This is a genomic window from Polaribacter sp. M10, assembly GCF_054968445.1.
Genome location: NZ_JBSSBG010000019.1, coordinates 1 through 26,420 on the forward strand (window position 1 = coordinate 1; position 26,420 = coordinate 26,420).

Consider the following 26,420-nt stretch of genomic DNA (forward strand, 5'->3'; position numbering starts at 1 on the left):
AATGTATCTTTTAAAACCATTGCCTATGTAAATAAACAAGAACAAGCAGAAGAAGTGTTACAAAAGTACCATTTTTTCTACAAGTTTTTAGAGAATTTTAAACTTGTTGAGTCATTTAAAGTTCTAAAAATTATTAATAAATAAATCCAAAAATTAGTTTGGATCACAAAATTTTATAAAAATGAAAAAAATAATTTTAGCAATAATTTTTGTATTTGCAACAGGGATTATGTTGAATGCAAAATCTTCAAATGATAAGTTATTAACCCTTAATACAGAATCTACAGAAATCATTGAAGAATTTGGTTGTGCTAGTGACTGTGTAAGATGGGCTAGAGATATAACTTTTGTAATAGCAGAAGATATCGGTGACCACCCTAACGATGATGATATGTATATGGAAATTTACATGAGATATTACACTGGTTGTTTGAGAGGGTGTTAATAATATTTAAAAATAATACCCTCAATGTTCAAAATAATTTTGAGGGTATAAAATTATTTGTAAGATGAATAAAAAAATAATCAATCTGTTAATTTTTCTGTTTTTGAATGTATCTGTATATCATTCACAAAATGTACAAGGAAGAATTACTTATATTGCTACAGCCAAAAATGCGTTAAATTATGTGCAAAATAAAACGGATAAAAAACAGATAAGAAAACATATTAACGAGAATTATAAAAACGCAAAAGATGTAGAAGTAATATTAAAGTTTAATAATATAATTTCGGAATATCATGCTGTAAAAACTATGGACTTAAGAAATAAAGAGGAATTTAATTTTACATATCTTATGTCTGGAAGTTCAAAAAAATACTACACTTATAATTCTATCATGAGCTATAAAAGCAATACTTTAGATTGTTATTTATTAGGCGAGTGCTTTTTGATAGAAAATTTAATACCTGAATGGGAATTAAAGCAAGATACTAAAACAATAGGAGGTTTTTTATGTTATAAAGCGATATTAAGAAATAAAAAGACAAAAAAAATAACTGTAGAAGCTTGGTATTCTCCTAGAATCCCTTATAAATATGGTATTATGGATTTATACGGTTTACCAGGTATGATTCTAGAAATAAATAAAAACACATTAACTATAACAGCTATTAAAATAGAGTTAAACCCAATTGAAAAAATTATCATTAAAGAACCAAAAAAAGTAAAAAAACTTTCTAGAAAAGAATTTGATATTTTAAAGAGAAAATCATTTTCTGAATTCTATAAAAAATAATAATCCTACATGAGATTAAGTATTTTTCTATCATTAACGTTCTTTATTGTATCTACTTTAATTTCCGCCCAAAAAACAATACTTTATGGAACAATAACAGACAGTTTACAAAACCCTTTACCTTACACAAATGTAATAGCAAAACCCAAAGATGTTTCTAAAAATTTGCAATTTGCTATTACAGATAACGAAGGGTATTACAAGCTAATTTTACAAAAAGGAGATACGATTACTATTAGTATTTCTTATTTAGGGTATAAACCTTTAGATTACGAGTTTGTTGCGTTAAAAGACACTAAAAAAGATTTTACTTTACAACAATCTTCAGAGCAATTAGATGAGGTAATAATTGAAATGCCTGTAACTGTTAGAGGAGACACCACAACTTATAAAACCTCTAAATTTATTGATGGTTCAGAACGTAAACTAAAAAATGTCTTAAAAAAACTGCCAGGAGTTGAGGTAGATAAAAATGGCGGAGTTACAGTACAAGGAAAAAAAGTAACCAAAATGCTGGTAGATGGTAAAAAGTTTTTTGGTGGTAATTCTAAATTGGCAGTAGAAAATATTCCAGCAGATGCTGTAGGCAATGTAGAGGTTATTGACAATTATAACGAAGTTTCTTTTTTAAAAGGATTAACAGATTCTGATGAAATGGCAATGAACATCAATTTAAAAGAAGATAAAAAACGCTTTGTTTTTGGTGATCTAGAAGCTGGCAAGGGAAATGAGGATTTTTATAAAACAAGTGCCAATTTGTTTTATTATTCACCCAAAACCAATGTTAACTTTATAGGGAATATCAATAATATTGGCGAAAAAACATTCACGTTCAGAGATTATATGAGTTTTTCAGGAGGAGTAAATGCTATTTTTAGCGGTAATTTTAGTTGGAAAGGAGGAGATTTTTCACAATTTATGCAAAGTAATGATGTGCTAAAAAGTCAACAAAAATTTGGAGCGTTAAACATTACAAAAACAGCAACTCAAAAATTGGATGTTTCTGGGTATGCTATTTTTTCGAATTCAGAAACATCGAGTTTAGTAGAAAACCTGAATGAGTATACCACTTTTGTAGAAGATAGAACTCGAAAAACAAATTTTGATAATTTATTAGGAATTGGGAATTTAAATTTAGAATACACACCCAATTCCAAATCGAAATTCTATGCAAGAATGCAAGTAAAAAGAACCAACAATACCAACAATCAAAATTTAACGAGTAGTATAAACGCAAATACAAATAGCATTGTAACAGATAGAGATTTAACAGCTACTTACATCAACCAAAATATAGAATGGCACAAAAGGCAAAATGATAAGCACACGTTTTCATCAGTCATCAATTATACTTTTGATAAAAGTAATAAAACCGTTTTTTGGGAAACCCAAGATCCTATTTTACAAGGATTAATTCCTGCTGATAATAACCAAATCTTATTGCGAATTAATCAATTAAAAAATACCCAAGAACATAATTTTGATGGCGTTTTTAAACACTTTTGGGAAATTAACAACAGCAATCACATTTATACAACTTTAGGAAACAAATTTTTGCAAGAAGATTTTATTACAGAAGACGTTCAAGTTTTAGATAATAATACTGTAAATAATTTCGCCAATGGCGGATTTGGAAACGATGTAAATTTTAGTTTGAATGATTTTTTTGTAGGAATGCATTACAAATTCAGAACAGGGATTTTTACCCTAAAACAAGGAATCTTTGCCCATAAATACGATTGGAACATCAATCAAAATATAGATACTGAAGTTAGTAAATGGGTGGTTTTACCTGATTTTTTAGCCAAAATTGAGTTTAATAAATCCAAGAAAATCACCATAAATTACAACTTAAAAACTTCTTTTTCTGATGCCAGTAAATTCGCCAATCGATTTTATTTGCAATCGTACAATTCCGTTTTTAAAGGAAATGAAAACTTGCAAAATAACTTATTTCATAGTGCAAGAATTTATTATAGCAGATTTAGTTTGTACAGAGGTTTAATGTTATTTGCAAGTGTAAATTACAACAAACAAATTCGTGGTGTAAGAAACACGGTTGATTTTAATGACATCAATCAATTTTTAACGGTAAAAATGTTCGACAATCCATCAGAAGATTGGCGAGGAAATATTCACTTAGAAAAAACCATAAAAAACCTAAAGTATAAATTTGATGTTGGTTTTAGCAACTCACAATACGTACAAGAACTGAACAATACCCTACAAACCAATACCAATAAAAATTACGATTACGAAATTGCAATTGAAACTTTGTTTGATAAATTCCCAACTATAGAAATTGGTTTTAAACAAGATATGGGCAATTTTACATCGAGTGCAACTACCACAAAGTTTGTAACTACAGCTCCTTTTATAAATATTGATTATAATTTTCTAGAAAACTTTATTTTTAATTTCGATTATACCAAAAGCAATTATGAAAATAAAACGTTGAATCAGAAAAATACCTACGAAATTGCCAATGCAACCTTATCTTATAAAAAGGAAAATTCTGCTTGGAGTTATAAAATATCCGCACAAAATCTGTTGAATGCAAAATTTAAACAAAGCAATAGTTTTTCAGATTTTTTAATTTCAGATACTAAAACCTTTATATTACCGAGAATAATTATGTTTAGTATTGGGTATAATTTGTAGGTTCAGTTTTTAGAAAAAAATCTAAGTTTACACAAATCTACGAACTCCTTCCCTTTGGGAAGATTGGGATGGGATTTTACTTCCTACCAAAATCTGCAGGAATTTCTCCCCAAGCTTTGGTTTCCCATTTTAAAATTGGGTTTTTAAAAGAATTGTTTTTAAGCCAGTTTTCGGCTCTTTTAATCAGCTCTAATAAGTCTTTGTTAGCAGCATCAAAATGAAGGTTGGTTTTGCATTTTTTTTGACGAATCCAACTCATGGCAATTCTAGAATCAGAATAAATAGGAATGTTTTCTTTGTTTTTACTCTTTAATAACGCAATTCCGTGCACTAAAGCTAAAAACTCGCCAATATTATTTGTCCCTTTTTGGTAAGGACCTTTTCTAAAAATTTCTTTTTTACTGTGTGTAAAAACACCTCTGTATTCCATTTTACCAGGATTTCCAGCACAAGCAGCATCAACAGAAATACTCTCTAAAATAGGTTTGCCAAACTTTTCTTTTTCTACGGATGATAATGTGGGTTTTTTAGTGTTTTTACCTTTATAATCTTCATATTTTCCTTCGGATGCTTTTTCGGCTTCGTCTAAATTGGCAAAAGATTTGTATTGGGCACCCTCAAAACCATCAATTTGTGCTTTGCAAACTTTCCAAGAAGTAAAAACACCTGTTTTTCTTCCTTTCCAAACTACATAAAACTTTTTTTTAGGCATTTGTAGATACAATTACTTCTTCTATAACTTTTGGAAAATACTGTTGTTCTAAAAGGTGAATCTTTTCTGCAATTTTTTCTGGAGTATCTGTATCATTTAACGCTGTTTTTGCCTGAAAAATGATGGCACCTTCATCATAATTGGCATTTACATAATGAATTGTAATACCTGTTTCTGTTTCTTTGTTCGCAGCAACAGCTTTGTGAACATTCATGCCATACATCCCTTTACCACCATAATTTGGCAATAAAGCAGGATGAATATTAATAATTTTATTAGGAAAAGCATCAATTATTTTCTCTGGAATTTTCCATAAAAAACCAGCCAAAACAATAAAATCTGCTTCTTCTTTTAAAAGATTTAGAATAAAATCCGAAGTAAAAAACTGCGTTCTATTAAAGTGTAAAGACTTAGTATTTAGTCTTTTGCATCTATCAAAAACCTTGGCATGCTCATTGTTACATAACACTTGAGTAACCTTAGCGGTTTTAGTATGATTAAAAAACTTTATAATGTTTTCTGCGTTCGTTCCAGAACCAGAAGCAAAAACAACAATACGCTTCATAACTACATTTCTAAGCTACAAAAAAAAGAATAAATATTAACAAATTGATTATTTTTAAGGGAGATTAATTTTTTTTCTTTACATTTAGTAATCATTTTTCGAGCAAAAATTAGTTATAATTATAAAGATTCGTATTTTTGCGCCGATTTAAATTTTAAAAAACAAAAAAATTATGTCAGACATTGCATCAAGAGTAAAAGCTATTATCGTAGACAAATTAGGAGTAGACGATAACGAAGTAACAACAGAAGCTAGCTTCACAAATGATTTAGGAGCAGATTCTTTAGATACTGTTGAGTTAATTATGGAATTCGAAAAAGAATTCGATATTCAAATTCCAGATGATCAAGCAGAAAACATTGGTACTGTAGGTCAAGCAGTTAGCTATATAGAAGAAGCAAAAAAGTAATATTTATATGCAATTAAAACGAGTTGTAGTAACTGGACTTGGCGCATTAACGCCAATTGGTAATAATATTGAAGAATATTGGAACGCTTTAATTAACGGAGTTAGTGGAGCAGCACCTATCACACACTTTGATGCTGCCAAGTTCAAGACTCGTTTTGCATGTGAGTTAAAGGGTTTTAAAGTCAATGATTTTATTGATAGAAAAGAAGCTCGAAGAATGGATAAATTTACGCAGTATGCTGTAGTAGCTTCAGACGAAGCTATTTTAGATGCTGACTTAGATTTAGACAAAATTAATAAATTACGTGTAGGCGTAATTTGGGGAGCAGGAATAGGTGGTTTAGAAACTTTTCAAAACGAAGCCATAAATTTTGGAAACGGAGATGGTACTCCAAGATTTAACCCGTTCTTTATCCCAAAAATGATTGCAGACATTGCTCCAGGACACATTTCTATTAAAAATGGATTTATGGGGCCAAATTATACTACAGTGTCTGCATGTGCATCTTCTGCAAACGCAATGATAGATGCTTTAAACTACATTAGATTAGGACATTGTGATGTTATTGTAACAGGTGGTTCTGAAGCTGCTGTAACACAAGCAGGTGTTGGTGGTTTTAATGCCATGAAAGCATTATCTGAAAGAAACGACGATTTTAAAACCGCTTCTAGACCTTTTGATGCAGAACGTGATGGTTTTGTTTTAGGTGAAGGTGCAGGTGCTATTGTTCTAGAAGAATACGAACATGCAAAAGCAAGAGGTGCTAAAATCTACGCAGAAGTAATTGGTGGTGGTATGTCTTCTGATGCGTATCATATGACAGCTCCACATCCAGAAGGAATTGGAGTGATTGCAGTAATGAAAAACTGTTTAGAAAATGCAGGTATAAAACCAGAAGAGGTAGACCATATCAATACTCATGGTACTTCTACTCCTTTAGGTGATGTTGCAGAATTAAAAGCAATATCAGAGGTGTTTGGATCGCATGCTAAAAACATTAATATAAATTCAACAAAATCTATGACTGGGCACTTATTAGGTGCTGCAGGTGCTGTAGAATCTATTGCCTCTATTTTAGCAATGGAAAATGGTATGATTCCACCTACAATTAACCATGTAAATGTTGATGAAAATATTAACCCAGAACTAAATCTTACGCTAAATAAAGCTCAAAAAAGAGATATTAAAATAGCTATGAGTAATACCTTTGGTTTTGGTGGTCATAATGCTTGTGTAGCCTTTAAGAAGTTGGTGGAATAACAATGAAAATAAATTTAATTCGAAAAATAGTTAGAAGACCTCCTAAGTCTAAAGATGATAGGGCCTTATACTACGAATTAAAAGAATTGCTAAACTTTACACCAAGAAGTTTAAATAAATATAAAAAAGCATTTACACATAGATCTGTTCAATTATCAGACTCAAAAGGAAACCCTATAAATTACGAACGTTTAGAGTTTTTAGGAGATTCTATTTTAGGCTCTGTAATAGCTGCATATCTTTATAAAAAAGTACCAACAGGGTCTGAAGGTTACCTTACCCAAATGCGCTCTAAAATTGTTAGTAGAGAACATTTAAACGAGCTAGGCAAAGACTTAAATTTAATTCGTTTTATAAACAGTAATGTAGATGAAGCCAATGTTGGAGAAAATATTCATGGTAATATTTTTGAAGCTTTAGTGGGCGCAATTTATTTAGACAAAGGATATAATTTTGCGCAAAGATTTATTTTTGAAAATGTAATTTTGCCATATGTAGATATCGAAAGGTTAGAAGGTAAAATTACAAGCTACAAAGGCTTAATTATAGAGTGGTGCCAAAAGCAAAAGAAAAAGTATAAGTTCGATACTTATGAAGATACAGGTAACGATTCTGTAAAACATTTTAGTGTTAGGGTTAGTATAGATGGGCAACAAATAGCAAAAGGTAGAGCAACATCTAAAAAAAAGGCAGAAGAACAAGCTTCAAAAAGAGTGTATTACGCTTTTCAAAATCAAATTTCAGCAGGGTAAACACGATAACGTTTTCGTTAAAATAATATTGAAACTCATAAACAATTAGTAAATTAGCGTTGTAAAAGAGGGTAAAAACGTCAGTTTCTATTTATGCAAATTCATTTATTAGGTTCAGATTTATGCGAAGAAGAGTATGCTTTAATAGGTATACACACGGCTCTAGAAGATTTTAAATTGGCCTATTTATTAAACCATAAATTGGGTACACGTTTTTATAAATCTAAAGAAGATTTAAATTTCGAAATCAACGAAAAAAAAACCTCCTTTTCAATATTTAATTATTTAAATAATAAATATGATTTTGAGTGGTTTTTAATAGCAAATAGCTCAAAAAGAGAAAATCAAAAAGAATCTAACGAACTTTTATTAACATCAGAAACAAAAACCTATTTAATTCCAGAAAAGAAAAAAGTAGATTTTTTTATTAAGGTTTCTGGTAGTTTACAATATAATTTTGTAGAAGAGATTACAAACAAAATTAAAACAATAGATCAAGTAATTACTTCTTATACAATAGATAAGAACAAATTAAAATCAAAAGACTTTTTAATATTTTAGAAAATATGGCATACAATAATAAAACCAAAATAGTAGCAACTTTAGGACCAGCAATAGATACTAAAGAAAAAATGAAAGAATTAGCTATAGCTGGTGTTAATGTTTTTAGAATTAACTTTTCTCATGCTGATTATGAGGTTGTAAAACAAAATGTAACTAGAATTAGAGAAATTAACGAAGAAAACGGATTTAACGTTGCCATTCTTGGAGATTTACAAGGCCCAAAATTAAGAGTTGGTGTTATGGAAGATGGTGTAGAATTAAATACTGGAGACACTTTTACTTTTACAACTGATGAGTGTATTGGTACTAAAGAAAAGGCCTTTATGACTTATCAACGTTTTCCTAAAGATGTAAAAGCAGGAGAACAAATTTTAGTAGATGATGGTAAATTATTGTTCGAAGTAATTTCTACCAATAAAGAAAATGAAGTAGTTGTTAAAGTATTAGTTGGTGGCCCTTTAAAATCTAAAAAAGGTGTAAACTTACCTAACACAAACATTTCTTTACCAGCATTAACAGAAAAAGATATGGAAGATGCTGTCTTTGCAATAGGCTTAGAAGTAGATTGGATTGCTTTATCTTTTGTAAGAAACCCAGAAGATTTAAGAATGTTACGCGATTTAATTTCGCAACACTCAGAATATAGAATTCCTGTTATTGCTAAAATAGAAAAACCAGAAGCTGTTAAAAATTTAGATGCTTTAATTCCTTATTGTGATGGATTAATGGTAGCTCGTGGAGATTTAGGTGTAGAAATACCAATGCAAGATGTTCCGTTAATTCAAAAGAAATTAGTTCGTAGAGCAAAAAGAGCAAGAATTCCTGTAATTATTGCAACACAGATGATGGAAACTATGATCGATAATTCTGTGCCAACAAGAGCAGAAGTAAATGACGTTGCCAATTCTATTATGGATGGTGCAGATGCAGTTATGCTTTCTGGTGAAACTTCTGTAGGGAAACATCCTTTAAGAGTAATTCAGAAAATGTCTGAAATTATTAGAGCAACAGAAAACTCTAGAATGATAAAAGTGCCGCAAGAAGCACCACATATTAGAACTAATAGATTTATTACAAAATCTATCTGTCATCATGCAGCAATGATGGCTAATGATACAGATGCAGCTGCTATTTCTACTTTAACAAACAGTGGTTATACAGCATTTCAAATATCTTCTTGGAGACCAAGAACACACGTTTTAGCCTTTTCTACTGAAAAGAGAATACTTGGTAAATTAAACTTACTTTGGGGTGTTAAGGCGTATTTTTACGATAAAAACTTAACAACTGATGATACAGTTGAAGATATTAACAGAATAGCAAAAGAAAAAGGTTACGTAAAATCTGGCGATTTAATTATCAATTTGGCTTCTATGCCAGCAGAAGCAAAAGGTATGGTAAATACACTTAGAGTTTCGGAAATTGAGTAATAAGTTACTGTTTTACAAGTATAAAAAAAGCGTTTTGAATTTTTCAAAACGCTTTTTTTTTGATAATTTAATCTATTATAACTTTAATTTTTTACTAATGATGATAGCATCATTGGTAACAAAAGGCATAGGCATCATTTCTTCAGATCTTGGATTAATGCTAAAATTAGGATTGGTTAATAAATCATAAGAAACTTCATTTAAAACAACATCTAAGGCAGTATTTTTATCAATTGTAAAAGAAAGAGCAACCCCTTTATCAGCATTAGAAAAATGATAAATTAAAAAAGTGCCGTTTTTTACAGTATAGTTTTTACCTTGATGAACCAAAGCGTCATTTACTTTAAATTGCTTTAATGTTATTTTATTTTTAGTGATGAATTCTAATTTATTAATTTTTCTTTCTGGTGATATAACTAGCTCTAAAAAACGATTTTCACCAATAATTGTATCCATTTCAATTTGGATATCAGAAGGTAAAATGTTTCTAAATGCTGTTTTTTTATGATATGTAAAACGCGTGTTGTATTTGCTTTTAGTTTCGGCATTTTTAATGCTGCCTTTTGTAGCAGTTTCATCAAAAATTTGTTTTGTAAAGTTATCTAAGGTATTGTTATAGGTTCCAAAATATGCGGTTTTGTTATCAGAATTCTGAATGTAAACAATGCTGTTTGGTTTTTTATTATCAATAGAAAAATTACTATTGTAAGAAGCTAATCCGAAGAAAATAAAAGTAAGAATTGTACTAAATCTTAACATCCATTTTGCTTTCTTATTATAAAAAGTAAGCGCCAATAAACCAAAAATTAAGGCCATTAAAACACTACTAATAAACAGGTTTTTTAAGCCCAAACCAACAGGAAACATCTGAATTAAAGGTGCAAAAATATAAATTGTTGGTATAGATAAAATGGTAAAAAGTATGCGTTTAGAACGTTTGTCTAAATACATAAAAATAGAAATAGCTAAAATTAATAAAGCAATAAAAACCGGAAGAATAAAGAAACCAGCACCTTTTAAATAAAAACTGATAAAAGCATTTAGTATTAACCAGAAAAAAATAGGAGCTATCAATAAGTTTCTTGGTTTGTCTTGTTTTCTAAAAAATCTGTAAACTGTTAATAAAATAGATAGATTTAGAAATACAAAAGCGTAAATATAAGTATACCCATTATAGGTAAATCCGTGTAAAATATCTTTGTATTGAGGATGAATAATTTCAAGAAGTTGCCATCCATAGAAAGAAATTCCACCACATAAAACTATACTCAATAAAAACGGAATAAACCCAATTAAACTACCTTTAACCGTTATTTTTTTTGATGAAAAACCGAAGATAAGAAGTAGAATAAAAATTACAACAGCAATGATTAACATTGGTGTAACCCACGCAAAAGGATAGGTTAACATTTTTATAAACGGAAAATTAACATAAACCAAATCTTCATCAGAATTTAAGTTTTCTAAATCAGAATTTGCAAAATAATTAAGCGATTGCATTAAATAATCTGCTTGATGCAAGAGGGTGTCTCTGTCTAATCTTTTGTAAGAATCTTGTGCTGTATGATAATCGAAATGATCATCAATAAAAGCAAAATTGAATCCATTTATATTGGCATCTTCTCTAAAAACTGTTAAATCAGTATCATTAGGGAGTTTTTTATAAATGCTATACATTAAAGAATTGGCAGCAGGAAAATTAGGTTTGGCAGCTAAAAATTCAGTTAATAGTTTACTGTTTTTTCCATTGGTTTCCATTAACATATAACTTGGACCTCCACTTCCTCTTGCTTCAAAGTTTAAAACCAAACCCACATCTTTTGTCCATTTATGCGCATCAACAAAAGCTTGTGCACCTAATAAACCTAGTTCTTCAGCATCAGAAATTAAAATGATAATATCGTTTTTAAAGGTTTTGTTTTTGGCTAAAAAAGCTCTAATGCCTTCTAAAATTGTAACCACTCCAGAACCAGCATCGCTTGCACCCAAAGAAGAGTGTGGGCTAGCATCGTAATGCGTTAAAAGCAGTAAAGCCTTTCCTTTTTCTGTACCTTTAATTCTAGCTAAAATGTTTTCTGTAGTTGTAGCTGCTACCCATTTTTTATTTACGGCAGTTTGGGTCTGAATTTCGGTTTCTAACCCTATTTTATTTAGAGCTGTAACAATGTAGTTTTGTACGTTTTTATGTTCTGTTGTACCTACATAATGAGCGTTTTTACTAATATTTTTTAAATGATGTAGCGCATTATCTATAGAAAAATCTGTTACCAAACTGATTTCTTCTTTGTTTATAGTAGGTTTTAAATCATAAAAACTCCAATAAATAACACCTAAAATTATAAGCACAGATAAGACTGAGGATAATCTTTTCATTTAATTATTATATTTTTATAAATGTAGTAAATAAAAAAAACTTTGAACAAATTGTAAAATAGAAAAGAAAATTCTGTAAATTTAAAAACAACTTTAAACAAACTTATTATGGGAATTAAAAGCTTTCAAGGAAAAAGAGATACAAGTAAAGTAACTGAAGAATCTCAGATTTTAGTGTCTGATTACATGACAAAAAAATTGATAACTTTTAAAGCAGAAGATTCTTTAGACTTTGTAATTAGTCAATTAATTAAATATAAAATATCTGGTGGGCCAGTGGTAAATGATAAAAATGAGTTGGTAGGTATTATTTCTGAAACAGATTGTATTAAACATATTTCTGAAAGTAAGTACTATAATATGCCTTCTGATACTAATAATACTGTTGGTAAATATATGGTTACAGATGTAGATACTATAGACAAAGACATGAACATTTTTGATGCGGCTTTTAAATTTATATCATCACACAGAAGAAGATTTCCTGTTATTGATAATGGTAAATTAATTGGGCAATTAAGTCAAAAAGATGTTTTAAAAGCGGCTATTAATGTAAAAGGAAATACTTGGTAATAGTTTAAGCGTCTTTTTTAATTAATAAAAACCATTCGTTTTCTAGAGCTAAATAACCTTCATCATACACATAAAAATAGGTGTTACCTGTTTTTGTTTTATAAATAGATGTAAAGAAATTAAAATCGAAACCTTTATCGTAAAGTTTGGTTCTGGTTACTTTTGTTTTTCCAGAAACGTTTAATTCTGATAAGATTTTGTAATTTTTACGAAGTCTATTATTAATGTTTCTAATCAGGTTTTTGCTGTCTTTATTTACTTTGTTATTGTAAGAATTTCTGCAATAATCAGAACAAAATTTCTTGTCTATTCTTCCTTTTACAGGCGTTTGGCACTCTAAACACAGTTTGTTTTCCATAATTGTAAATGTACAATAAAGTTACTCGATTACAAACGTTTACAAATTGTTGAAGATTCTAAAATAGATCTATAAAAAAAAAGAGATTGCCTTTTAGAGCAATCTCTTTTACAAACCAATTCAAAAAAACCTTAAGGTCTACTAGTTAATTTATACAGGGTTAAATTATCCATATAAAATTTTAAAGCAGTTGTATTGTTGTTTACACCTCTTATCATATAACTTTCGTTACTATCAGCAGAAAACTCTACAACAGCAGAACTGTAAAACCACTCACCAACTTTTGTTGTCGCAGTAAAAGACACATTATCACCTATTCCCCAATTTGTGCTAGGTCTCCAAAACATTCTAATATTCGCTTCTGCAGTAATATTGCCTAAATCTTCTACATAAAACCAAGCTCCCATTTCGTATTTAAAGCCTTTTTCTACAGGAAAAGTAATGTTGTCTCCATTTGCATCTACATTACCAATAATCATACCTCCATTAGGTTTAAGCTCAATATACATACTTTTGCTGCCTTTATAAGATTTGTCGTAAGATAAATTCATATCGTATTCAGCCCATTGGCCACCCCACCAAAGGTAAGGCCAATTGTCTTCTGTAGTGGTTTCGAAATCATAATCTACATCAGAAAAATTAGGGTCTTCTAATAGATTTACTTTTATAAAATCTGTTAAAACAGCATCTGTTATAGTTGTTGCAGCTACAGCATCTAAGGTAGTTAAGCCACCAGGAGTGTAAGAAATTTTTACAACATCATCATTATACATAATTTCATTGGCCAATTCTATAATAAGAATGTTCCCTTCTGTTGGATGTGTAGTTACGCTAGATAATTCTGGGTTTAATGTTACTCCATTTGCGGTTTCTATAGTAACAGAAAAAGCACTTTTGTTTATTGTAGCAGGATCCATTTCTCTACTAAATTCTAAGCCTATTTTTGTTTGTGATTCTTGTTCAAAAACACGCTCTAAAGTTACAGGATCTGTAGACGGAATTACTTTAATAAAGTTTTTAATGTAAATGGTATCTGCATCTGTAGGTCTTGTTCTTGAGGCAATAAACTCTAAATCCCAAGTGCCAAGTTTTGTATACCTAACATCTACTTCTGGGGTGTTTAAATCATTAAGAACTTGTTCTGGTTTTGCACCTTTTAAGTTCCAAGTAAAATTTGTAGGGCTACCTGTACTGCTTTGAGTTAATCGAACATATTTACTTGCTGTAACTTCATTTTCTGCATTATCAGATAAGTTTAATTCTGCACCAAGACTACCATCATCATTTAAATAATTTATTTGAATGTTAGCAGCTATATTTTCTAGAACAGTTACTACAATTGTAGTGTCTAATTCTCTACTTTGTATAGGTTCTGTGCTATCTTCATTTGGATACACATTTCCTTTATATACCTGACTTAATACAACATCGTAAACACCAGCTTGATTAAATGTACCTTTTACCACATCTTTTGTTGATGTGTTACCTTCTTCTCCTGCAAGTTCTGTTACATTTTCTGGAAATGTCCAAAGGCGCGATTCTATTCCTCTAGATAGATCTGCAAAATCTATATGTGCACCTATATTTATCGTATTTTCAAAATCCATTTCTGACGTAACAATAGCTCTATGATTAGATTCAATCAAAACGACAGAATCATCATCATTACAACTAAATAGCAGCAATGTTATAATGAAAATAAATTGTAAAAATTTTATATTTTTCATGATTGTTAATTTTTATAAACCTTTATTAGTTTGAATTTCTGTACTCGGAATTGGAAAATAATTCTTAGTGGTATCGTAATTATCTGCTGCAAAAAAGAAATCTGGTCTAATTCTCTCTATTATAAATAAAGGCGCTACACCTCCATCATTTACTTGTAATACAGTAGATTTGTTGTTTTCTCTCCAAACTTCATCAGCTTTTAATTCATCAAAAACTTCTTGCACAATTCCCCAACGCACTAAGTCTTTCCATCTATGACCTTCAAAACAAAGCTCTACAGCTCTTTCTACACGTTGTAAATGTGTTAGCACAGTTTCTGCACTTGGTGCAACCATTGGTTGGCTACCATGTACTTGTTTACTTACATGTAATTGAGGAAACAGACCTCCATTTGCATCCATATAACCTTGTAATGTTATTACACCAGCTCTTGCTCTTACCATATCTATATATTCTATGGCTGTTGTATAATCGTTACTTGCTCCTAAAACTGCTTCTGCATACATTAATAACACATCTGCATATCTTATATGTCTAAAGTTAATTCCAGACCTGCTAAGTGAAGGTTCTGCTGATAAATGATACCAGTTAGAGTGTTTTTTAACATAAGCACTTTGTCCAAAACCAAATCCTCTAACATCTGCAGCTTCAAAACCATAGTAAGTACCTTCCATATTTCTAACAGCTATTGTAGCATTCATTCTTCTAGATTCTACATTACCATTGTTAATATTGTTATTTGGATCTACTTCGTCATTCACCAACATTTCGTGTAAATTATAAGAAGGTAAAACTGTATTAAAAGCTCCATAATTTATTGAACCTACTTCAGTAGCTAAAGTACTAGATTCTGCACCTGTAGCATTTGTAGTATCGTCTACTGCTGCACCTGGCGCTCCTGAAGATAAATCAAAAGAATAATTTACTTCGAAAATAGATTCTGAGTTAAATTCGTTTTCGTGCCAAAAATTGTCTGTAATATCTGCTGTTAAACTATAAACTTTAGAGTCTATTACTTCTTTAAATAATGCAGCTGCTTGTGCCCAATCTTGTTTGTATAAACTTACTTTACCTAATAAAGTTGTTGCAGCACCCCAAGTTGCACGTCCTGTATCATTAATATCGGTCCAAACTTGTGGTAAATTGTTTTTTGCAAATTCTAAATCTGGTATAATGATAGCAGTGTTTATTTCATCAATAGTAGAAAATGGTTTCGAAAAATCTTCATCTGTTTGCGGTACTGTTTCGTGTAAAACTCCACCACCATAAGTATGTACTAATTGAAAATAAAAGAAAGCTCTTAAAAAACGTGCTTGCCCTTCAATTTGAGCTTTTGCATTACCTGTAAAAAGAGATGCATCTGCGTTAGTTATAAATTCAATAACTTGATTAGCTCTAAAAATACCAATGTATAGTTCTTGCCATTTATCTGTTATATGATAAAGGGTATTGTTGTATGATAAATTTCTAAAAGCATTAGGTCTATACCAAGTTTCTGTGCCAGCTATATCTCCCATTACAAATTCATGACATAATAAACCACCACTAATGCTTTGAAATTGTAAAGCACCATAAACCGTTGTTAAAGCACTATTAAATTGCGCTTCAGATTCCCAAAAAGTATCTGTTGTAATTGCATTTGGATTTATTTCTTCCAAAAAGCTATCTTCATCACATCCCATAAAAACTAAACAGCTTAGGAATGTTAACGTTAAAATTTTGTTTTTAAATAATTTCATTGTTTTTTGTTTTAAAAGCTTAATTGAACACCTAACATAACTTGACGTGTAACAGGGTAATTACCTCTATCTACACCTCTCGTAAAAATACCATCTCCACCAACTTCTGGATCATATCCTGTATAATTTGTAAATGTAAAAGGGTTGTTAGATGTAACATAAACCCTTGCTTTTTCTATACCTGTTTTATCAAGATTAGGTATGGTATATCCTAAACTCAATGTTCGTATTCTTAGGTATGTACCATCTTCTAAGAAGTAGTCTGAAGCTGCTCTTACATTAGAATGGAATCCGTTTCTTCTTGATGTTGGAATTTCTGAAGTTGGGTTTTGAGGTGTCCACATACTTAATAATTCTGTATGTCTACCTGCTTGATATGCGTAATATCTTGCACCATTATAAATTTCTGCTCCATAAGAGTAAAAACCTTGAACAAAAAAATCGAATCCTTTGTAATCTAAATTTATACCTAAACCAACTTCAAATTCTGATTGACCAGAACCTGAATACACTCTATCATTATCATCTATTTTACCATCTGCATTTGCATCTTTGTAACGCATATCTCCTAATTGAGGTGTACTTACATTGCTAAGATCTAATAATTTATAAGCATCTAATTCTTCTTGAGTTTTAATAACTCCATCATGTTGATAAAGGAAAAAAGCACCAGCTTCATAGCCCTCGGCTAAAAATGTGGTATACTCTACATTTTCTCCTAAAGATACAGTTGGTCTACCATTTGCATAACCTCTATCTACACCAGCTAAATCTGTAACTTCATTTTTGTTTTTTGTAAAAGTACCTGAAATACCATATTTTAAATCGCTACCAATTCTATCTTTATAGTTAATGGCGAACTCAATACCCTTATTAGTCATATCACCAGCATTGATTACTTTTACATCATAAACTCCAGATGCTCTTGGTTGATATACTCCTGCAGATGGGGGTAAACGTTCTTGTAAAAGCATGTCTTTTTTATCGTTTTGGTAAAGGTCTGCTGTAATGTTTAATTTGTTTCTTAACATCGATAAATCAAAACCAATACTTTTAGATATGGTTGTTTCCCATTTTATATTTGGATCTACATAACGTCTTTGAATTTGACCAAAAGAAATGTTTTCATTAGGCCCAAAAGGATAGTTAACTCCAGATTCTATAATTGGTGTAAATTGATAAGGTGCAATACTCTGATTACCTACTTCTGCCCAACTACCTCTTAACTTAAAATTACTGATAGAAGGGATGTTAAACCAACTTTCTTCATGTACATTCCATCCTGCAGAAAAACCAAAGAAATCTCCATACCTATTGTTTTCTGAAAATTTAGAAGAACCATCTCTTCTATAACTTGCAGAGAAAAGGTATTTTTCGTCGTAATTGTATTGTACTCTAGCCAACTTACCACTTAAAGTTGTAGTTTCATTGTAACTTGTAGGTTTAACACCTTCTGCACCAGAACCTAAAGTTTGAAGATCGTTACTGGCATCATCAGCAAAAATTACACCAACACTTAAATTTCTTCTTTCAAATTTTTCGTAAGACAATACCCCTAAAAGGCTAAGATTATGTTTACCAAAATTAGTAGAATAGTTTACTATATTTTCTATGGTTTCTCTATTAGAAAAAATATAATCTTCGTCTAATAAGGCATTTGGTGTAGATGCAGTTGCATTGTAAATTCCTGTACTACCATAGGCAAGGTATTGAGGTCTGTAGAATTTTCTAAAATAATTCCACTCATTTCTACCTAAATTTAGTTTATAGGTTAAACCTTTTACTAATTCGTATTGTAAGTTTAATGCAATGTTATTCGATTTTGTTTCTCTTTCATCGATATTGTCTAATTGACGAGCCAAATACCCATAAAAGATTTCGTTATCTACATCTAATTGAACACTGTTTTGACCTACAGAAGGAATATCGTTTAAAGGTCTAGACCAAGGAACTTGCCCAATACTGTATTCGTATAATGCAAAAGGTTCTTGAGTTCTATTTTCTATAGTAAAACCAAAAGTAGCAAAAGCTTTAAATTTTCCTTTTGTAAATTGACCAGTAAGTCTATTTGCTAAACGATCAAAGCCAGAATTAATTAAAACTCCATCTTGTTTAAAGTAAGATGTGCTAAAGTTTAAGGTTAAATTTTGAACACCACCAGAGATGTTTAATCCTAAGTTTTGAATTGTTGCGTTGTTGTTCTGAACATCGCTCACAAAATCGGTGTCATAATCTAAAGCATCAGCATTAAAGAAAAACGTTAAAGGTTCATCACCTAATAATTCTGTAGTTGCTTCTAAATGATAAAGTTGTTCTACAGTGTTCATTAATGGAGTACCAGATGTAATGTTCTGAATTCCAGTATACATGTTTAAATCAACCTTCATTTTACCAACTTTACCTTTTTTAGTGGTAATTAAAATAACCCCATTAGATGCTCTTGTTCCATAAACAGAAGCAGAAGCACCATCTTTTAAGATGTCTATGGTTTCAATTTGTTCAGGAGCAATATTTGGGTTGCCTTCATAAGCAATACCATCTACTACATACAAAGGGCCTAATGCCCCAGAACTTACAGATCCTAAACCTCTAATTTGTACGTTAGATGCTTCTCCTGGTCGTCCACTAGCAGCTTGAATGTTAACACCAGCTACCTTACCTTGTATGGCAGAACCTAAATCTGCAACAGGAGCTCTAGAAATTTCATCTGCAGATACATTTGCCACTGAACCTGTAACTTCTTTTTTCTTTTGAGTACCATACCCCACTACTACAATTTCGTCTAAAACAGATGACTCTGCTTCTAAAATAATTTTAACTGTTGTAGCTTCAGAAACTAAAATTTCTTTGTTTTTGTAGCCTAAATAGCTAAACACCAGGATGTCTCCAATTTTAGCTTTTATGCTAAAAGAACCATCCATTTCTGTACTTAATCCATTATTGGATCCCTTAATTACTACACTAGCTCCAGGTAGAGTTTCACCATCTGCACTAACAGTTCCTTTTACAGTAACATCTTGTGCTTGTGAAAAACCGAAACTAAGTAGAAGTAATACTGTAAACAGCATCTTTCTGTAATTGCAATTTTGCAAAGTAAACTTCATTTTTTTATCGAATTTTAAATTATCATAGTCAAATATTGTAAAATTCTTAATCTACTCCAATTTATACCACTTGACAAAAACTCAACATGGGTTAATTAAGTACTTTTTGAAGTTAATATTCTTGCAATTCGAACATTTTCTGTTAAAGAAATCTTAAAATTAAAATTGATGATTTTTTCTTAAAAAGCTACAATCAAGAATTTGATGTTAATTTTGTTTGTGTAATTTAGAGTTGTAAATTGCTGTAATACAGCTTGCTATAAAGGAGCTGTATTTACCTTGTTGCGCTGTTATTTATTTAGAAACTAATGTGTTAGGTAAGCTGTCAAGTTTATGTCAAGTTAGTATTGTGGGTAATTTTAGGCCTTTTTATGAGGATAAATTTACTTTTGATAACATCTAAATACACGCATCTATTTTGAAAAAATCAGCCTTCTTATTTTGTCTATTTCTATTTTTTTTTACCAAAATAACATCACAAACTTTAGTTTGGAACAATAAACCGAACTCTTTAGATTTTGAATTAGGGAGTACTTTGCCTCTAAATTTAACTTACAATACAAATGGTGAATCTTTTAATTATATCTGGATTAAACTTCAAAGAAAAAGTGCTTCTAATTCAGTTTTAGAAGAATTTGATAGTGTATTCTATACAGGTTCTGCTCCAGTTCCTAATCAAGATACTGTAAACTTAACCTACAGCTTGCCTAATGCAATATCTTTAAGTAGTGCATTAACAAATGGAGAATATTATCAACTATTTGTTACTATGTGGTCTGGCTCTAATACTTGGACAGGTTTAGACCTTTTAATAAATATTGTACAAGCTAAAGGAGGTACAAATACAGTTGGTATTACCCAAGTTGTTGCCACTCTTAATACAAAGCATGTTGTGGGTGCTGTAGAAACTTTTGATCGTTCTAAATTTATAACCATACATTCTAATCAAGCAGATAATGAGTGGAATGGTTCTAACGCAGTTTCAGATTTAAGAGACGATTTTTTAAATGGTTACGATGTTTTTATGGGTAGAGATACTGGAGGAATCACTTGGCATTTAAGTCAGTTAGAAGAAGACCCAACAAGAACAGGTTTTGCCAATCCAACAGCAATAACAAATAGAGCTCCTTATTGGAGAGATGTTTATCAAAATAAAAACGTTCAAGAATATGAAACGAGAAATAATTTAATTATTGCAGCTCAACATCATCCTTTTTGGACCGGAAATGGACAAATTAACACAGGGCAAGGTTGGAAATTTGCCAATGCAACCGCTGTTGGTGAATATATGGGACGTTATATAAAAGAATTTCATAAAGATAATGGAGAGCCACAACCAAAATTTATTGAGGTTATGAACGAACCTGCATATGCTGATTATGGAGGTCCATCAGATTATGAAAATGACATACAAGATATTGCTGAGTTTCATATTGATGTTGCAGATGCAATTAAAGTTCAGTTGCCAGATGCTAAAGTTGGAGGTTATACTACTGCTTTTCCAAATTTTGAAAAAGGCGATTTTGAAAGATGGCACAAAAGGTGGAAATTATTTATGGATGTTGCAGGAAAAAAAATGGATTTTTGGTCTATCCATTTGTACGATTTTCCTTCAATAGGAGGTAAAAAACAATTTAGATCTGGTGGTAATTTAGAAGCTACTTTTGATATGATGGAGCAGTATAGTATGATGAAATTTGGTACAGTAAAACCATTTGTAATTTCTGAATATGGAGCACAAACGCACGACTATAATCAACAGGAATGGAGTGTCTATAGAGATTGGTTGCATGTAAGATCTTCAAACTCTATGTTGCCTTCTTTTATGGATAGGCCAAACTTAATTGCAAGTACTATTAATTTTATAATTGCCAAAGCAGAATGGGGTTATACAACTGTGCCTTATGTACATCGTTTATTAAGAAAAGAGAACGAACCTAATTCATATACAGGCAATTGGGTATATACAGATATGCTTAAATTTTATCAGCTTTGGTCTGATGTAAAAGGAACTAGAATTGATACTTATTCTGATAATTTAGACATACAAGTAGATGGTTATTTAAATGATGATAAGTTTTATTTAATGATGAATAATCTAACATTTAATGACGAAACAATTGATTTATCTTTTTTAAATATTGGTAATAATTCCATAACTGCTATCCATAAAAAACATGTTTATGTAAATGGTTTTACACCTGTTTTAGAAAACGAATCTTTAGCAACAAATATTTCTTCTATACCCCTAAAAGCAGAAGGAACAATGATTTTAGAAATTGCTTTTAATTCACCTCTTGCATTAACAGAAACCAATACAGAAACTAAATATTACGCAACTACCTATTTAAAACCTATAATCGCAAATCAAGAAAACACATTTCAAATTAATGATGTTGTAAAATCTAATTTTGGTGAAGCCGTTTTAAGAATAGGTTTGGGTAGATTACATCAATTATCATTAAAACCAATTGTAAAAGTGAACAATATAGAAATAACTGTTCCTGAGAATTGGAGAGGTGATGATCAAAAAGATAGAGAACGTTTTTTTGGAGTTTTAGAAATACCAGTTTCTTATGATGTTTTGCAAACTGAAAATACGATTAGCGTAGAATTTCCAGATTCTGGTGGACATATAAGTACAGTTACAATGCAAGTTTATAATTTTAGTAGTGATATTAGAAATAGTGCTTTAAGTGTACAAAACCATCAAAATTTAAATCCACAAATAAAAATATATCCAAATCCTACTAAAGGAAAGTTTAAAATAGACAGTAATTTTAGCTACAATTATTTATTCGTTTATGATTTAAAAGGAGTTAAAGTAGCCTCATTTTATAAAGATGAAACTCTTAATATCGATCACTTAATTGCTGGTGTTTATTATATAAAAACTGATTACGGGTTTGTTCAGAAGATTATTAAAGAATAGATTATCAGTTGTTTAAGTGTAAATTTTGTGCGTGTCAAGTTTATGTCTAGTTGTGTTTAAAGAAAAAATTGAGCATAAAACTTAAATTTAGAACACAAAATAATTAACTAAAAACACTTATCACATGAAAAAAATTACACTTACTTTATTATTAATGGTTTTAACAATAACTAATTATGCACAAACAGTATCATTAGTTTCTGTTGATGGAAAAGATTGGGCTACTTTTGCTGTAGAAACCAATAGTACTTTTATTGTTGGGCAAACTTATGTCTTTGTTATTGACGTATCTGGTTGGAATGCTGCTCCTAACCAAGCAATTGTTAAAATTATGAATTCTAGCTATGGAGATACACCAAATATTAACGGTACAGATTTAGTTTCGGGTACAGAGCAAATTACTGTTAATTTTACACCAACAGAAGCAATTACTGCAGGAATTTTACAAATAAGAACAACAGATACTGTTTTTGATGGTTCTCAGCCAAATGGTAACGAATACATTTCTTGGTCTATTACAGTAAATGGAGCAACAGCATCTACCAAAGACTTTGAAAAAGAAAACAACTTTACAATGTATCCAAATCCTGTAGAAAATACCATCTATTTAAAAGGAAATAACTTGCCAGAAAACTATAAAATTACCAATATTTTAGGTAAAGTGGTTCAGCAAGGTAAATTTGAAAAAAGTATTGATGCTTCTGGTTTAAGCAACGGATTGTACTTGTTAATTTACGACAATAAAACTTTTACAAAATTTATAAAAAAATAACAATTTAAACCATGTTATCTTTAATCAGCTACATATTTTTATGCAGCTGATTTTTTATTACCCTTAACATTTAAAAAAGGAATCAATAATTAAATGTGTTTATATTTGTAGATATAGACAATTTAATTTCTTTTATTTATTATTATGATAAAAATGAAGTATTAAATTCTATTTTTATCAAAATTTAGATTTTATGTTCTTCAAACACTATAAAAAGTATAAAAACAATAAATGAATAAATATAAAACATCAACATATTTTAAAAAATTATTCGTATCAATTTTCTTTTTAATAGTCAATTTTAGTGCCTTTATAACCTTGGCTCAATCTTCGCAAAAAGCCTCAGAATTTTATGAAAAAGCACAAGAATTAAAAAGAATTAAACCAGATAGTTCTGTAATTTATTTTAATAAAAGTTTAGCTATTTATCTTAAAAATAACGATACAATTAATGCAGTAAGAAGCTTATTAGAAAAAAGTTATGTTTTTGAGAATAATGCCAAATACACCAAATCTTACGATTGCTTATGGAAAGCATTATTGCTTATGGATAAAGTAGATAATGTGGGATTAAAATCTGTTGTTTATTTAAGATTAGGACGTATTTACAGTTATTATAAAAGAGAAAAAGAATCTATAAAATACCTTAAAAAAGCATTAGAAGTCCAAAAAGGTTTGGCCAAAGCAGAAAAAGGAGCTAAATCTAATTTAGTGCCTTTTTACCATGCAATTACGTCTACTTACAGAGAGTTAGATCATCCAGAAAAAGGAAAAAAATATTTAGATTCTTGTTATATTTTCTATGATAAAAATAATGTTTTAACAAACAAAGCCCATTTAGATTTTGAAAAAGCAAACATTTTAAACTCTCAAAATAAAAATGCTGAGGCTTTACAAATTATGGAAAACATTTATCCATGGTTTAAAGAAAACACACCTTCTTATTTAGTGCTGTTTTATAAGTATTGGGGAGATATTTACTTGAACATTAACAACCTAGATAAAAGTGAGGCTTTGTATTTAAAATCTTTAAAAACGTCCAAAGATTTTAAAAGTCATATCGATTTTTCGCCATTGGTTTACGAAAAATTAGCAACTGTTTATTTAAAAAAGAAAAATTACAACAAAGCTTATCAAAATTTAAAAAAGGCAAAAGAATTAGATGCTAAGTTTTTTGATAGTAGAAGTTCTGAAAACCTTACTTTATTAGAAATTAAAGACGATTATAGATTAGAAAAAGAACGACAAGAAAAAATAATACAAGATCAGTATTTAAGACAATTAGAACAAGAAGAAAAAATAACCAACCTACAGAATATTATTCTAATTGGCTCTATTATTTTCTTGTTGATATTAGGCTATATATTCTTTAAAAATTTAAGAGCAAAACACAATGCCGAAAAAGAATTGATAAGAAAAACCAAAGAAATAGAAATTAAAAAAACAAGAGAACTCTTAGAACTTAAAAATAGAGAATTGGCTGCTTCTGCATTACAGCTTATAGAAAAAGACGAATTTTTAAAAGACTTAAAAACCAAAGTTAGAGAAGGAGGAGAAAAAGTAAAAATTCACGAACTAAACAAAGTTTTAAGATCTGTTTCCGTAAACAATAATAAAAATTGGGAAGAATTTAGAGCACGTTTTATAGAAGTAAACAAAGATTTTTACAATCAAATATTTCAAAAATTTCCAAATTTAAGTCAAGGAGATCAAAAAATTTGTGCATTAATCAAATTAAATTTTTCGAGTAAAGAAATGGCAAGATTATTAGGTATTTCTGTAGAATCTGTACACACAGTTAGGCACAGAATTAGAAAAAAAATGAAACTACCAAGAAGTGTTAATCTAGAAGATTATATAAATTCTTTATAATAAAAACTTGAATATCAATAAAATAACTTGATTTAAACTAGTAGTAAAGTTTTTGTCAAGTTTTTTTTATTTCTATACAATTCATTTCATCTATTTTTAATATCGTGGTTTTAAAATAAAATCACTTTAAACATATCGTGTGTATTAAAGTCGATTTGTTATTTAAAAGAAAGTAGAATAAATAGAAATTTGAATGTTATAATAATTCATCATTCAAAATAAAGAAAAGCTTAATACAATGAACATAGAAATCACAGACGAACAAAAAGATTTTTTGGGCATTACCAACAAAGACAAATTAAGTGCAGCAAGTAAAAGAGCTTTGCAATGGCCAAAAGATTTATCTAATGAATGGTTTTTTGATTATCAAATCGAAGATTTAAAAGGAGATTTGGCTTACGAAGAAGGTGTTGTAAGACGCGATCCAAGTGCTTTAATTAAATTTAATGATAAATATTTTGTATGGTATTCTAGATCTACTGGTCCTACAGACGGTTTTGCTGGTAATATTTCTACGGATAAAGTTTTTCCTTGGGATAGATGCGATTTATGGTTTGCTACTTCTTACGATGGCATCACCTGGAAAGAAGAAGGTTTGGCTGTAGCAAGAGGAACAGAAGGGAGTTATGATGATAGATCTGTGTTTACTCCAGAAATTATGGAACATGAAGGGATGTATTATTTATCCTACCAAACCATAAAAGGCGATTATACTGTAAGAGTTAAAAATGAAGTAGGTTTGGCTTGGTCAGATTCTCCTTATGGTCCATGGACAAAAAGTGATGCTCCAATTTTAAAACCCGCTGATAATGGCATTTGGAAAGGCGATACGCAAAACCGATTTTTAGTAGAAAAAAAGGGCGATTTTGATAGCCATAAAGTACACGATCCTTGTATAATACCCTATAAAAATAAATTTTATCTTTATTACAAAGGAGAACAAATGGGCGAAGCAATTACATTTGGTGGCAGACAAATTAGACATGGAGTTGCAATTGCAGATCATCCAAAAGGACCTTATATAAAATCAGAATACAATCCTATTTCTAACAGTGGTCATGAAATTTGTGTTTGGCCATATAATGGAGGTGTTTCTTCTTTAATTACTACAGATGGTCCAGAAAAAAATACACTTCAATGGTCTCCTGATGGAATTAATTTTGACATAAAAAGTGTGGTAAAAGGTGCGCCTCATGCAATTGGTTTAAATAGAACTGTAGATGCAGAAATACACCCAACTCATATTTTAAGATGGGGATTAACTCATGAATATATGAATGATGATTATCAATACATCAGAAGATTTACTACCTGGAAAATGACACATCACGTAGCCAAAGGAGAAAGAGGAGAATAATTTTAATACTAATGTTTAAA

Annotated in this window: 20 protein-coding genes; 13 read left to right on the plus strand and 7 right to left on the minus strand. The window is 30.1% G+C overall.

Annotated features, from left to right (window positions below):
* The first annotated feature begins 181 nt into the window (after window positions 1-181).
* The 3 genes from ACWYN7_RS14440 (at window position 182) to ACWYN7_RS14450 (ending at window position 3,899) form a co-directional block, all read left to right on the plus strand.
* Window positions 182-445: a hypothetical protein gene (locus tag ACWYN7_RS14440; protein ID WP_462860677.1), complete on the plus strand. Its 264-nt coding sequence runs from the start codon at window positions 182-184 to the stop codon at window positions 443-445.
* A 64-nt stretch (window positions 446-509) separates the two neighbouring features.
* Window positions 510-1,238: a GLPGLI family protein gene (locus tag ACWYN7_RS14445; protein WP_462860678.1), complete on the plus strand. Its 729-nt coding sequence runs from the start codon at window positions 510-512 to the stop codon at window positions 1,236-1,238.
* 9 nt (window positions 1,239-1,247) lie between these two features.
* A complete protein-coding gene (locus ACWYN7_RS14450) occupies window positions 1,248-3,899 on the plus strand; it encodes a carboxypeptidase-like regulatory domain-containing protein (RefSeq protein WP_462860679.1) in 2,652 nt (883 codons plus the stop codon).
* Between the two features lie 76 nt (window positions 3,900-3,975).
* Here the strand turns inward: ACWYN7_RS14450 and ACWYN7_RS14455 are convergent, their stop codons facing one another.
* Together ACWYN7_RS14455 and purN are read right to left on the minus strand one after the other, a co-directional pair.
* The gene (locus ACWYN7_RS14455) at window positions 3,976-4,611 is read right to left on the minus strand and encodes a ribonuclease H1 domain-containing protein (protein WP_462860680.1); all 636 of its coding nucleotides are present in this window, start codon (window positions 4,609-4,611) and stop codon (window positions 3,976-3,978) included.
* Window positions 4,604-5,176: a phosphoribosylglycinamide formyltransferase gene (gene purN / locus ACWYN7_RS14460; protein ID WP_462860681.1), complete on the minus strand. Its 573-nt coding sequence runs from the start codon at window positions 5,174-5,176 to the stop codon at window positions 4,604-4,606. Before purN ends, ACWYN7_RS14455 begins: the two co-directional genes overlap by 8 nt.
* Window positions 5,177-5,348: 172 nt before the next feature.
* On the opposite strand from purN, the gene ACWYN7_RS14465 reads away from it, so the two are divergent.
* From ACWYN7_RS14465 to pyk, 5 genes are all read left to right on the plus strand, one after another.
* Window positions 5,349-5,585, plus strand: coding sequence for an acyl carrier protein (locus tag ACWYN7_RS14465; protein ID WP_004569249.1), 237 nt, complete (start codon window positions 5,349-5,351; stop codon window positions 5,583-5,585).
* A 7-nt stretch (window positions 5,586-5,592) separates the two neighbouring features.
* The gene (gene fabF, locus ACWYN7_RS14470; RefSeq protein WP_462860682.1) at window positions 5,593-6,846 is read left to right on the plus strand and encodes a beta-ketoacyl-ACP synthase II; all 1,254 of its coding nucleotides are present in this window, start codon (window positions 5,593-5,595) and stop codon (window positions 6,844-6,846) included.
* A gap of 8 nt (window positions 6,847-6,854) precedes the next feature.
* Window positions 6,855-7,598 (plus strand): ribonuclease III, encoded by a 744-nt coding sequence (gene rnc / locus ACWYN7_RS14475; protein WP_462860729.1) that lies wholly within the window; start codon window positions 6,855-6,857, stop codon window positions 7,596-7,598.
* 93 nt (window positions 7,599-7,691) lie between these two features.
* Entirely contained in the window at window positions 7,692-8,159 is a 468-nt protein-coding gene (locus ACWYN7_RS14480; protein WP_462860683.1) for an IPExxxVDY family protein, read from the plus strand.
* A gap of 5 nt (window positions 8,160-8,164) precedes the next feature.
* Window positions 8,165-9,592 (plus strand): pyruvate kinase, encoded by a 1,428-nt coding sequence (gene pyk, locus ACWYN7_RS14485; RefSeq protein ID WP_462860684.1) that lies wholly within the window; start codon window positions 8,165-8,167, stop codon window positions 9,590-9,592.
* A 75-nt stretch (window positions 9,593-9,667) separates the two neighbouring features.
* On the opposite strand, the gene ACWYN7_RS14490 is transcribed toward pyk, so the two are convergent.
* Window positions 9,668-11,965 (minus strand): M28 family peptidase, encoded by a 2,298-nt coding sequence (locus ACWYN7_RS14490; protein WP_462860685.1) that lies wholly within the window; start codon window positions 11,963-11,965, stop codon window positions 9,668-9,670.
* A 108-nt stretch (window positions 11,966-12,073) separates the two neighbouring features.
* On the opposite strand from ACWYN7_RS14490, the gene ACWYN7_RS14495 reads away from it, so the two are divergent.
* Window positions 12,074-12,538: a CBS domain-containing protein gene (locus tag ACWYN7_RS14495; RefSeq protein ID WP_462860686.1), complete on the plus strand. Its 465-nt coding sequence runs from the start codon at window positions 12,074-12,076 to the stop codon at window positions 12,536-12,538.
* Between the two features lie 4 nt (window positions 12,539-12,542).
* On the opposite strand, the gene ACWYN7_RS14500 is transcribed toward ACWYN7_RS14495, so the two are convergent.
* The 4 genes from ACWYN7_RS14500 to ACWYN7_RS14515 all read right to left on the minus strand — a co-directional run bounded on the left by ACWYN7_RS14500 (window position 12,543) and on the right by ACWYN7_RS14515 (window position 19,467).
* Window positions 12,543-12,896, minus strand: a complete 354-nt coding sequence (locus ACWYN7_RS14500; RefSeq protein ID WP_462860687.1) for a hypothetical protein — start codon at window positions 12,894-12,896, stop codon at window positions 12,543-12,545.
* A gap of 131 nt (window positions 12,897-13,027) precedes the next feature.
* Window positions 13,028-14,623: a hypothetical protein gene (locus ACWYN7_RS14505; RefSeq protein ID WP_462860688.1), complete on the minus strand. Its 1,596-nt coding sequence runs from the start codon at window positions 14,621-14,623 to the stop codon at window positions 13,028-13,030.
* A 12-nt stretch (window positions 14,624-14,635) separates the two neighbouring features.
* Window positions 14,636-16,363, minus strand: a complete 1,728-nt coding sequence (locus tag ACWYN7_RS14510; RefSeq protein WP_462860689.1) for a RagB/SusD family nutrient uptake outer membrane protein — start codon at window positions 16,361-16,363, stop codon at window positions 14,636-14,638.
* 11 nt (window positions 16,364-16,374) lie between these two features.
* Window positions 16,375-19,467, minus strand: a complete 3,093-nt coding sequence (locus tag ACWYN7_RS14515) for a SusC/RagA family TonB-linked outer membrane protein (protein WP_462860690.1) — start codon at window positions 19,465-19,467, stop codon at window positions 16,375-16,377.
* A gap of 418 nt (window positions 19,468-19,885) precedes the next feature.
* Between ACWYN7_RS14515 and ACWYN7_RS14520 the strand changes: the two genes are divergently transcribed.
* The 4 genes from ACWYN7_RS14520 to ACWYN7_RS14535 all read left to right on the plus strand — a co-directional run bounded on the left by ACWYN7_RS14520 (window position 19,886) and on the right by ACWYN7_RS14535 (window position 26,400).
* Complete coding sequence (locus ACWYN7_RS14520; protein WP_462860691.1) at window positions 19,886-22,399, plus strand: T9SS type A sorting domain-containing protein; 2,514 nt, start codon at window positions 19,886-19,888, stop codon at window positions 22,397-22,399.
* 124 nt (window positions 22,400-22,523) lie between these two features.
* Window positions 22,524-23,171 (plus strand): T9SS type A sorting domain-containing protein, encoded by a 648-nt coding sequence (locus ACWYN7_RS14525; RefSeq protein WP_462860692.1) that lies wholly within the window; start codon window positions 22,524-22,526, stop codon window positions 23,169-23,171.
* Between the two features lie 231 nt (window positions 23,172-23,402).
* Window positions 23,403-25,043: a tetratricopeptide repeat protein gene (locus ACWYN7_RS14530; protein ID WP_462860693.1), complete on the plus strand. Its 1,641-nt coding sequence runs from the start codon at window positions 23,403-23,405 to the stop codon at window positions 25,041-25,043.
* A 238-nt stretch (window positions 25,044-25,281) separates the two neighbouring features.
* Window positions 25,282-26,400 carry a glycoside hydrolase family 117 protein gene (locus tag ACWYN7_RS14535; RefSeq protein ID WP_462860694.1) on the plus strand — a complete coding sequence of 373 codons (1,119 nt, stop codon included), beginning with the start codon at window positions 25,282-25,284 and terminating at the stop codon, window positions 26,398-26,400.
* Window positions 26,401-26,420: the final 20 nt, after the last annotated feature.

What these genes read in the sequence shown, in the direction of transcription:
- fabF (WP_462860682.1), top strand. Translation starts at nt 5,593, where the DNA reads ATGCAATTAAAACGAGTTGTAGTAACTGGACTTGGCGCATTAACGCCA.
- ACWYN7_RS14445 (WP_462860678.1), top strand. Translation starts at nt 510, where the DNA reads ATGAATAAAAAAATAATCAATCTGTTAATTTTTCTGTTTTTGAATGTA.
- ACWYN7_RS14515 (WP_462860690.1), bottom strand. Translation starts at nt 19,467, where the DNA reads ATGAAGTTTACTTTGCAAAATTGCAATTACAGAAAGATGCTGTTTACA.
- ACWYN7_RS14480 (WP_462860683.1), top strand. Translation starts at nt 7,692, where the DNA reads ATGCAAATTCATTTATTAGGTTCAGATTTATGCGAAGAAGAGTATGCT.
- ACWYN7_RS14525 (WP_462860692.1), top strand. Translation starts at nt 22,524, where the DNA reads ATGAAAAAAATTACACTTACTTTATTATTAATGGTTTTAACAATAACT.
- ACWYN7_RS14510 (WP_462860689.1), bottom strand. Translation starts at nt 16,363, where the DNA reads ATGAAATTATTTAAAAACAAAATTTTAACGTTAACATTCCTAAGCTGT.
- ACWYN7_RS14450 (WP_462860679.1), top strand. Translation starts at nt 1,248, where the DNA reads ATGAGATTAAGTATTTTTCTATCATTAACGTTCTTTATTGTATCTACT.
- ACWYN7_RS14490 (WP_462860685.1), bottom strand. Translation starts at nt 11,965, where the DNA reads ATGAAAAGATTATCCTCAGTCTTATCTGTGCTTATAATTTTAGGTGTT.
- ACWYN7_RS14500 (WP_462860687.1), bottom strand. Translation starts at nt 12,896, where the DNA reads ATGGAAAACAAACTGTGTTTAGAGTGCCAAACGCCTGTAAAAGGAAGA.
- ACWYN7_RS14495 (WP_462860686.1), top strand. Translation starts at nt 12,074, where the DNA reads ATGGGAATTAAAAGCTTTCAAGGAAAAAGAGATACAAGTAAAGTAACT.
- ACWYN7_RS14530 (WP_462860693.1), top strand. Translation starts at nt 23,403, where the DNA reads ATGAATAAATATAAAACATCAACATATTTTAAAAAATTATTCGTATCA.
- ACWYN7_RS14465 (WP_004569249.1), top strand. Translation starts at nt 5,349, where the DNA reads ATGTCAGACATTGCATCAAGAGTAAAAGCTATTATCGTAGACAAATTA.
- purN (WP_462860681.1), bottom strand. Translation starts at nt 5,176, where the DNA reads ATGAAGCGTATTGTTGTTTTTGCTTCTGGTTCTGGAACGAACGCAGAA.
- ACWYN7_RS14455 (WP_462860680.1), bottom strand. Translation starts at nt 4,611, where the DNA reads ATGCCTAAAAAAAAGTTTTATGTAGTTTGGAAAGGAAGAAAAACAGGT.
- ACWYN7_RS14535 (WP_462860694.1), top strand. Translation starts at nt 25,282, where the DNA reads ATGAACATAGAAATCACAGACGAACAAAAAGATTTTTTGGGCATTACC.
- ACWYN7_RS14505 (WP_462860688.1), bottom strand. Translation starts at nt 14,623, where the DNA reads ATGAAAAATATAAAATTTTTACAATTTATTTTCATTATAACATTGCTG.
- ACWYN7_RS14440 (WP_462860677.1), top strand. Translation starts at nt 182, where the DNA reads ATGAAAAAAATAATTTTAGCAATAATTTTTGTATTTGCAACAGGGATT.
- pyk (WP_462860684.1), top strand. Translation starts at nt 8,165, where the DNA reads ATGGCATACAATAATAAAACCAAAATAGTAGCAACTTTAGGACCAGCA.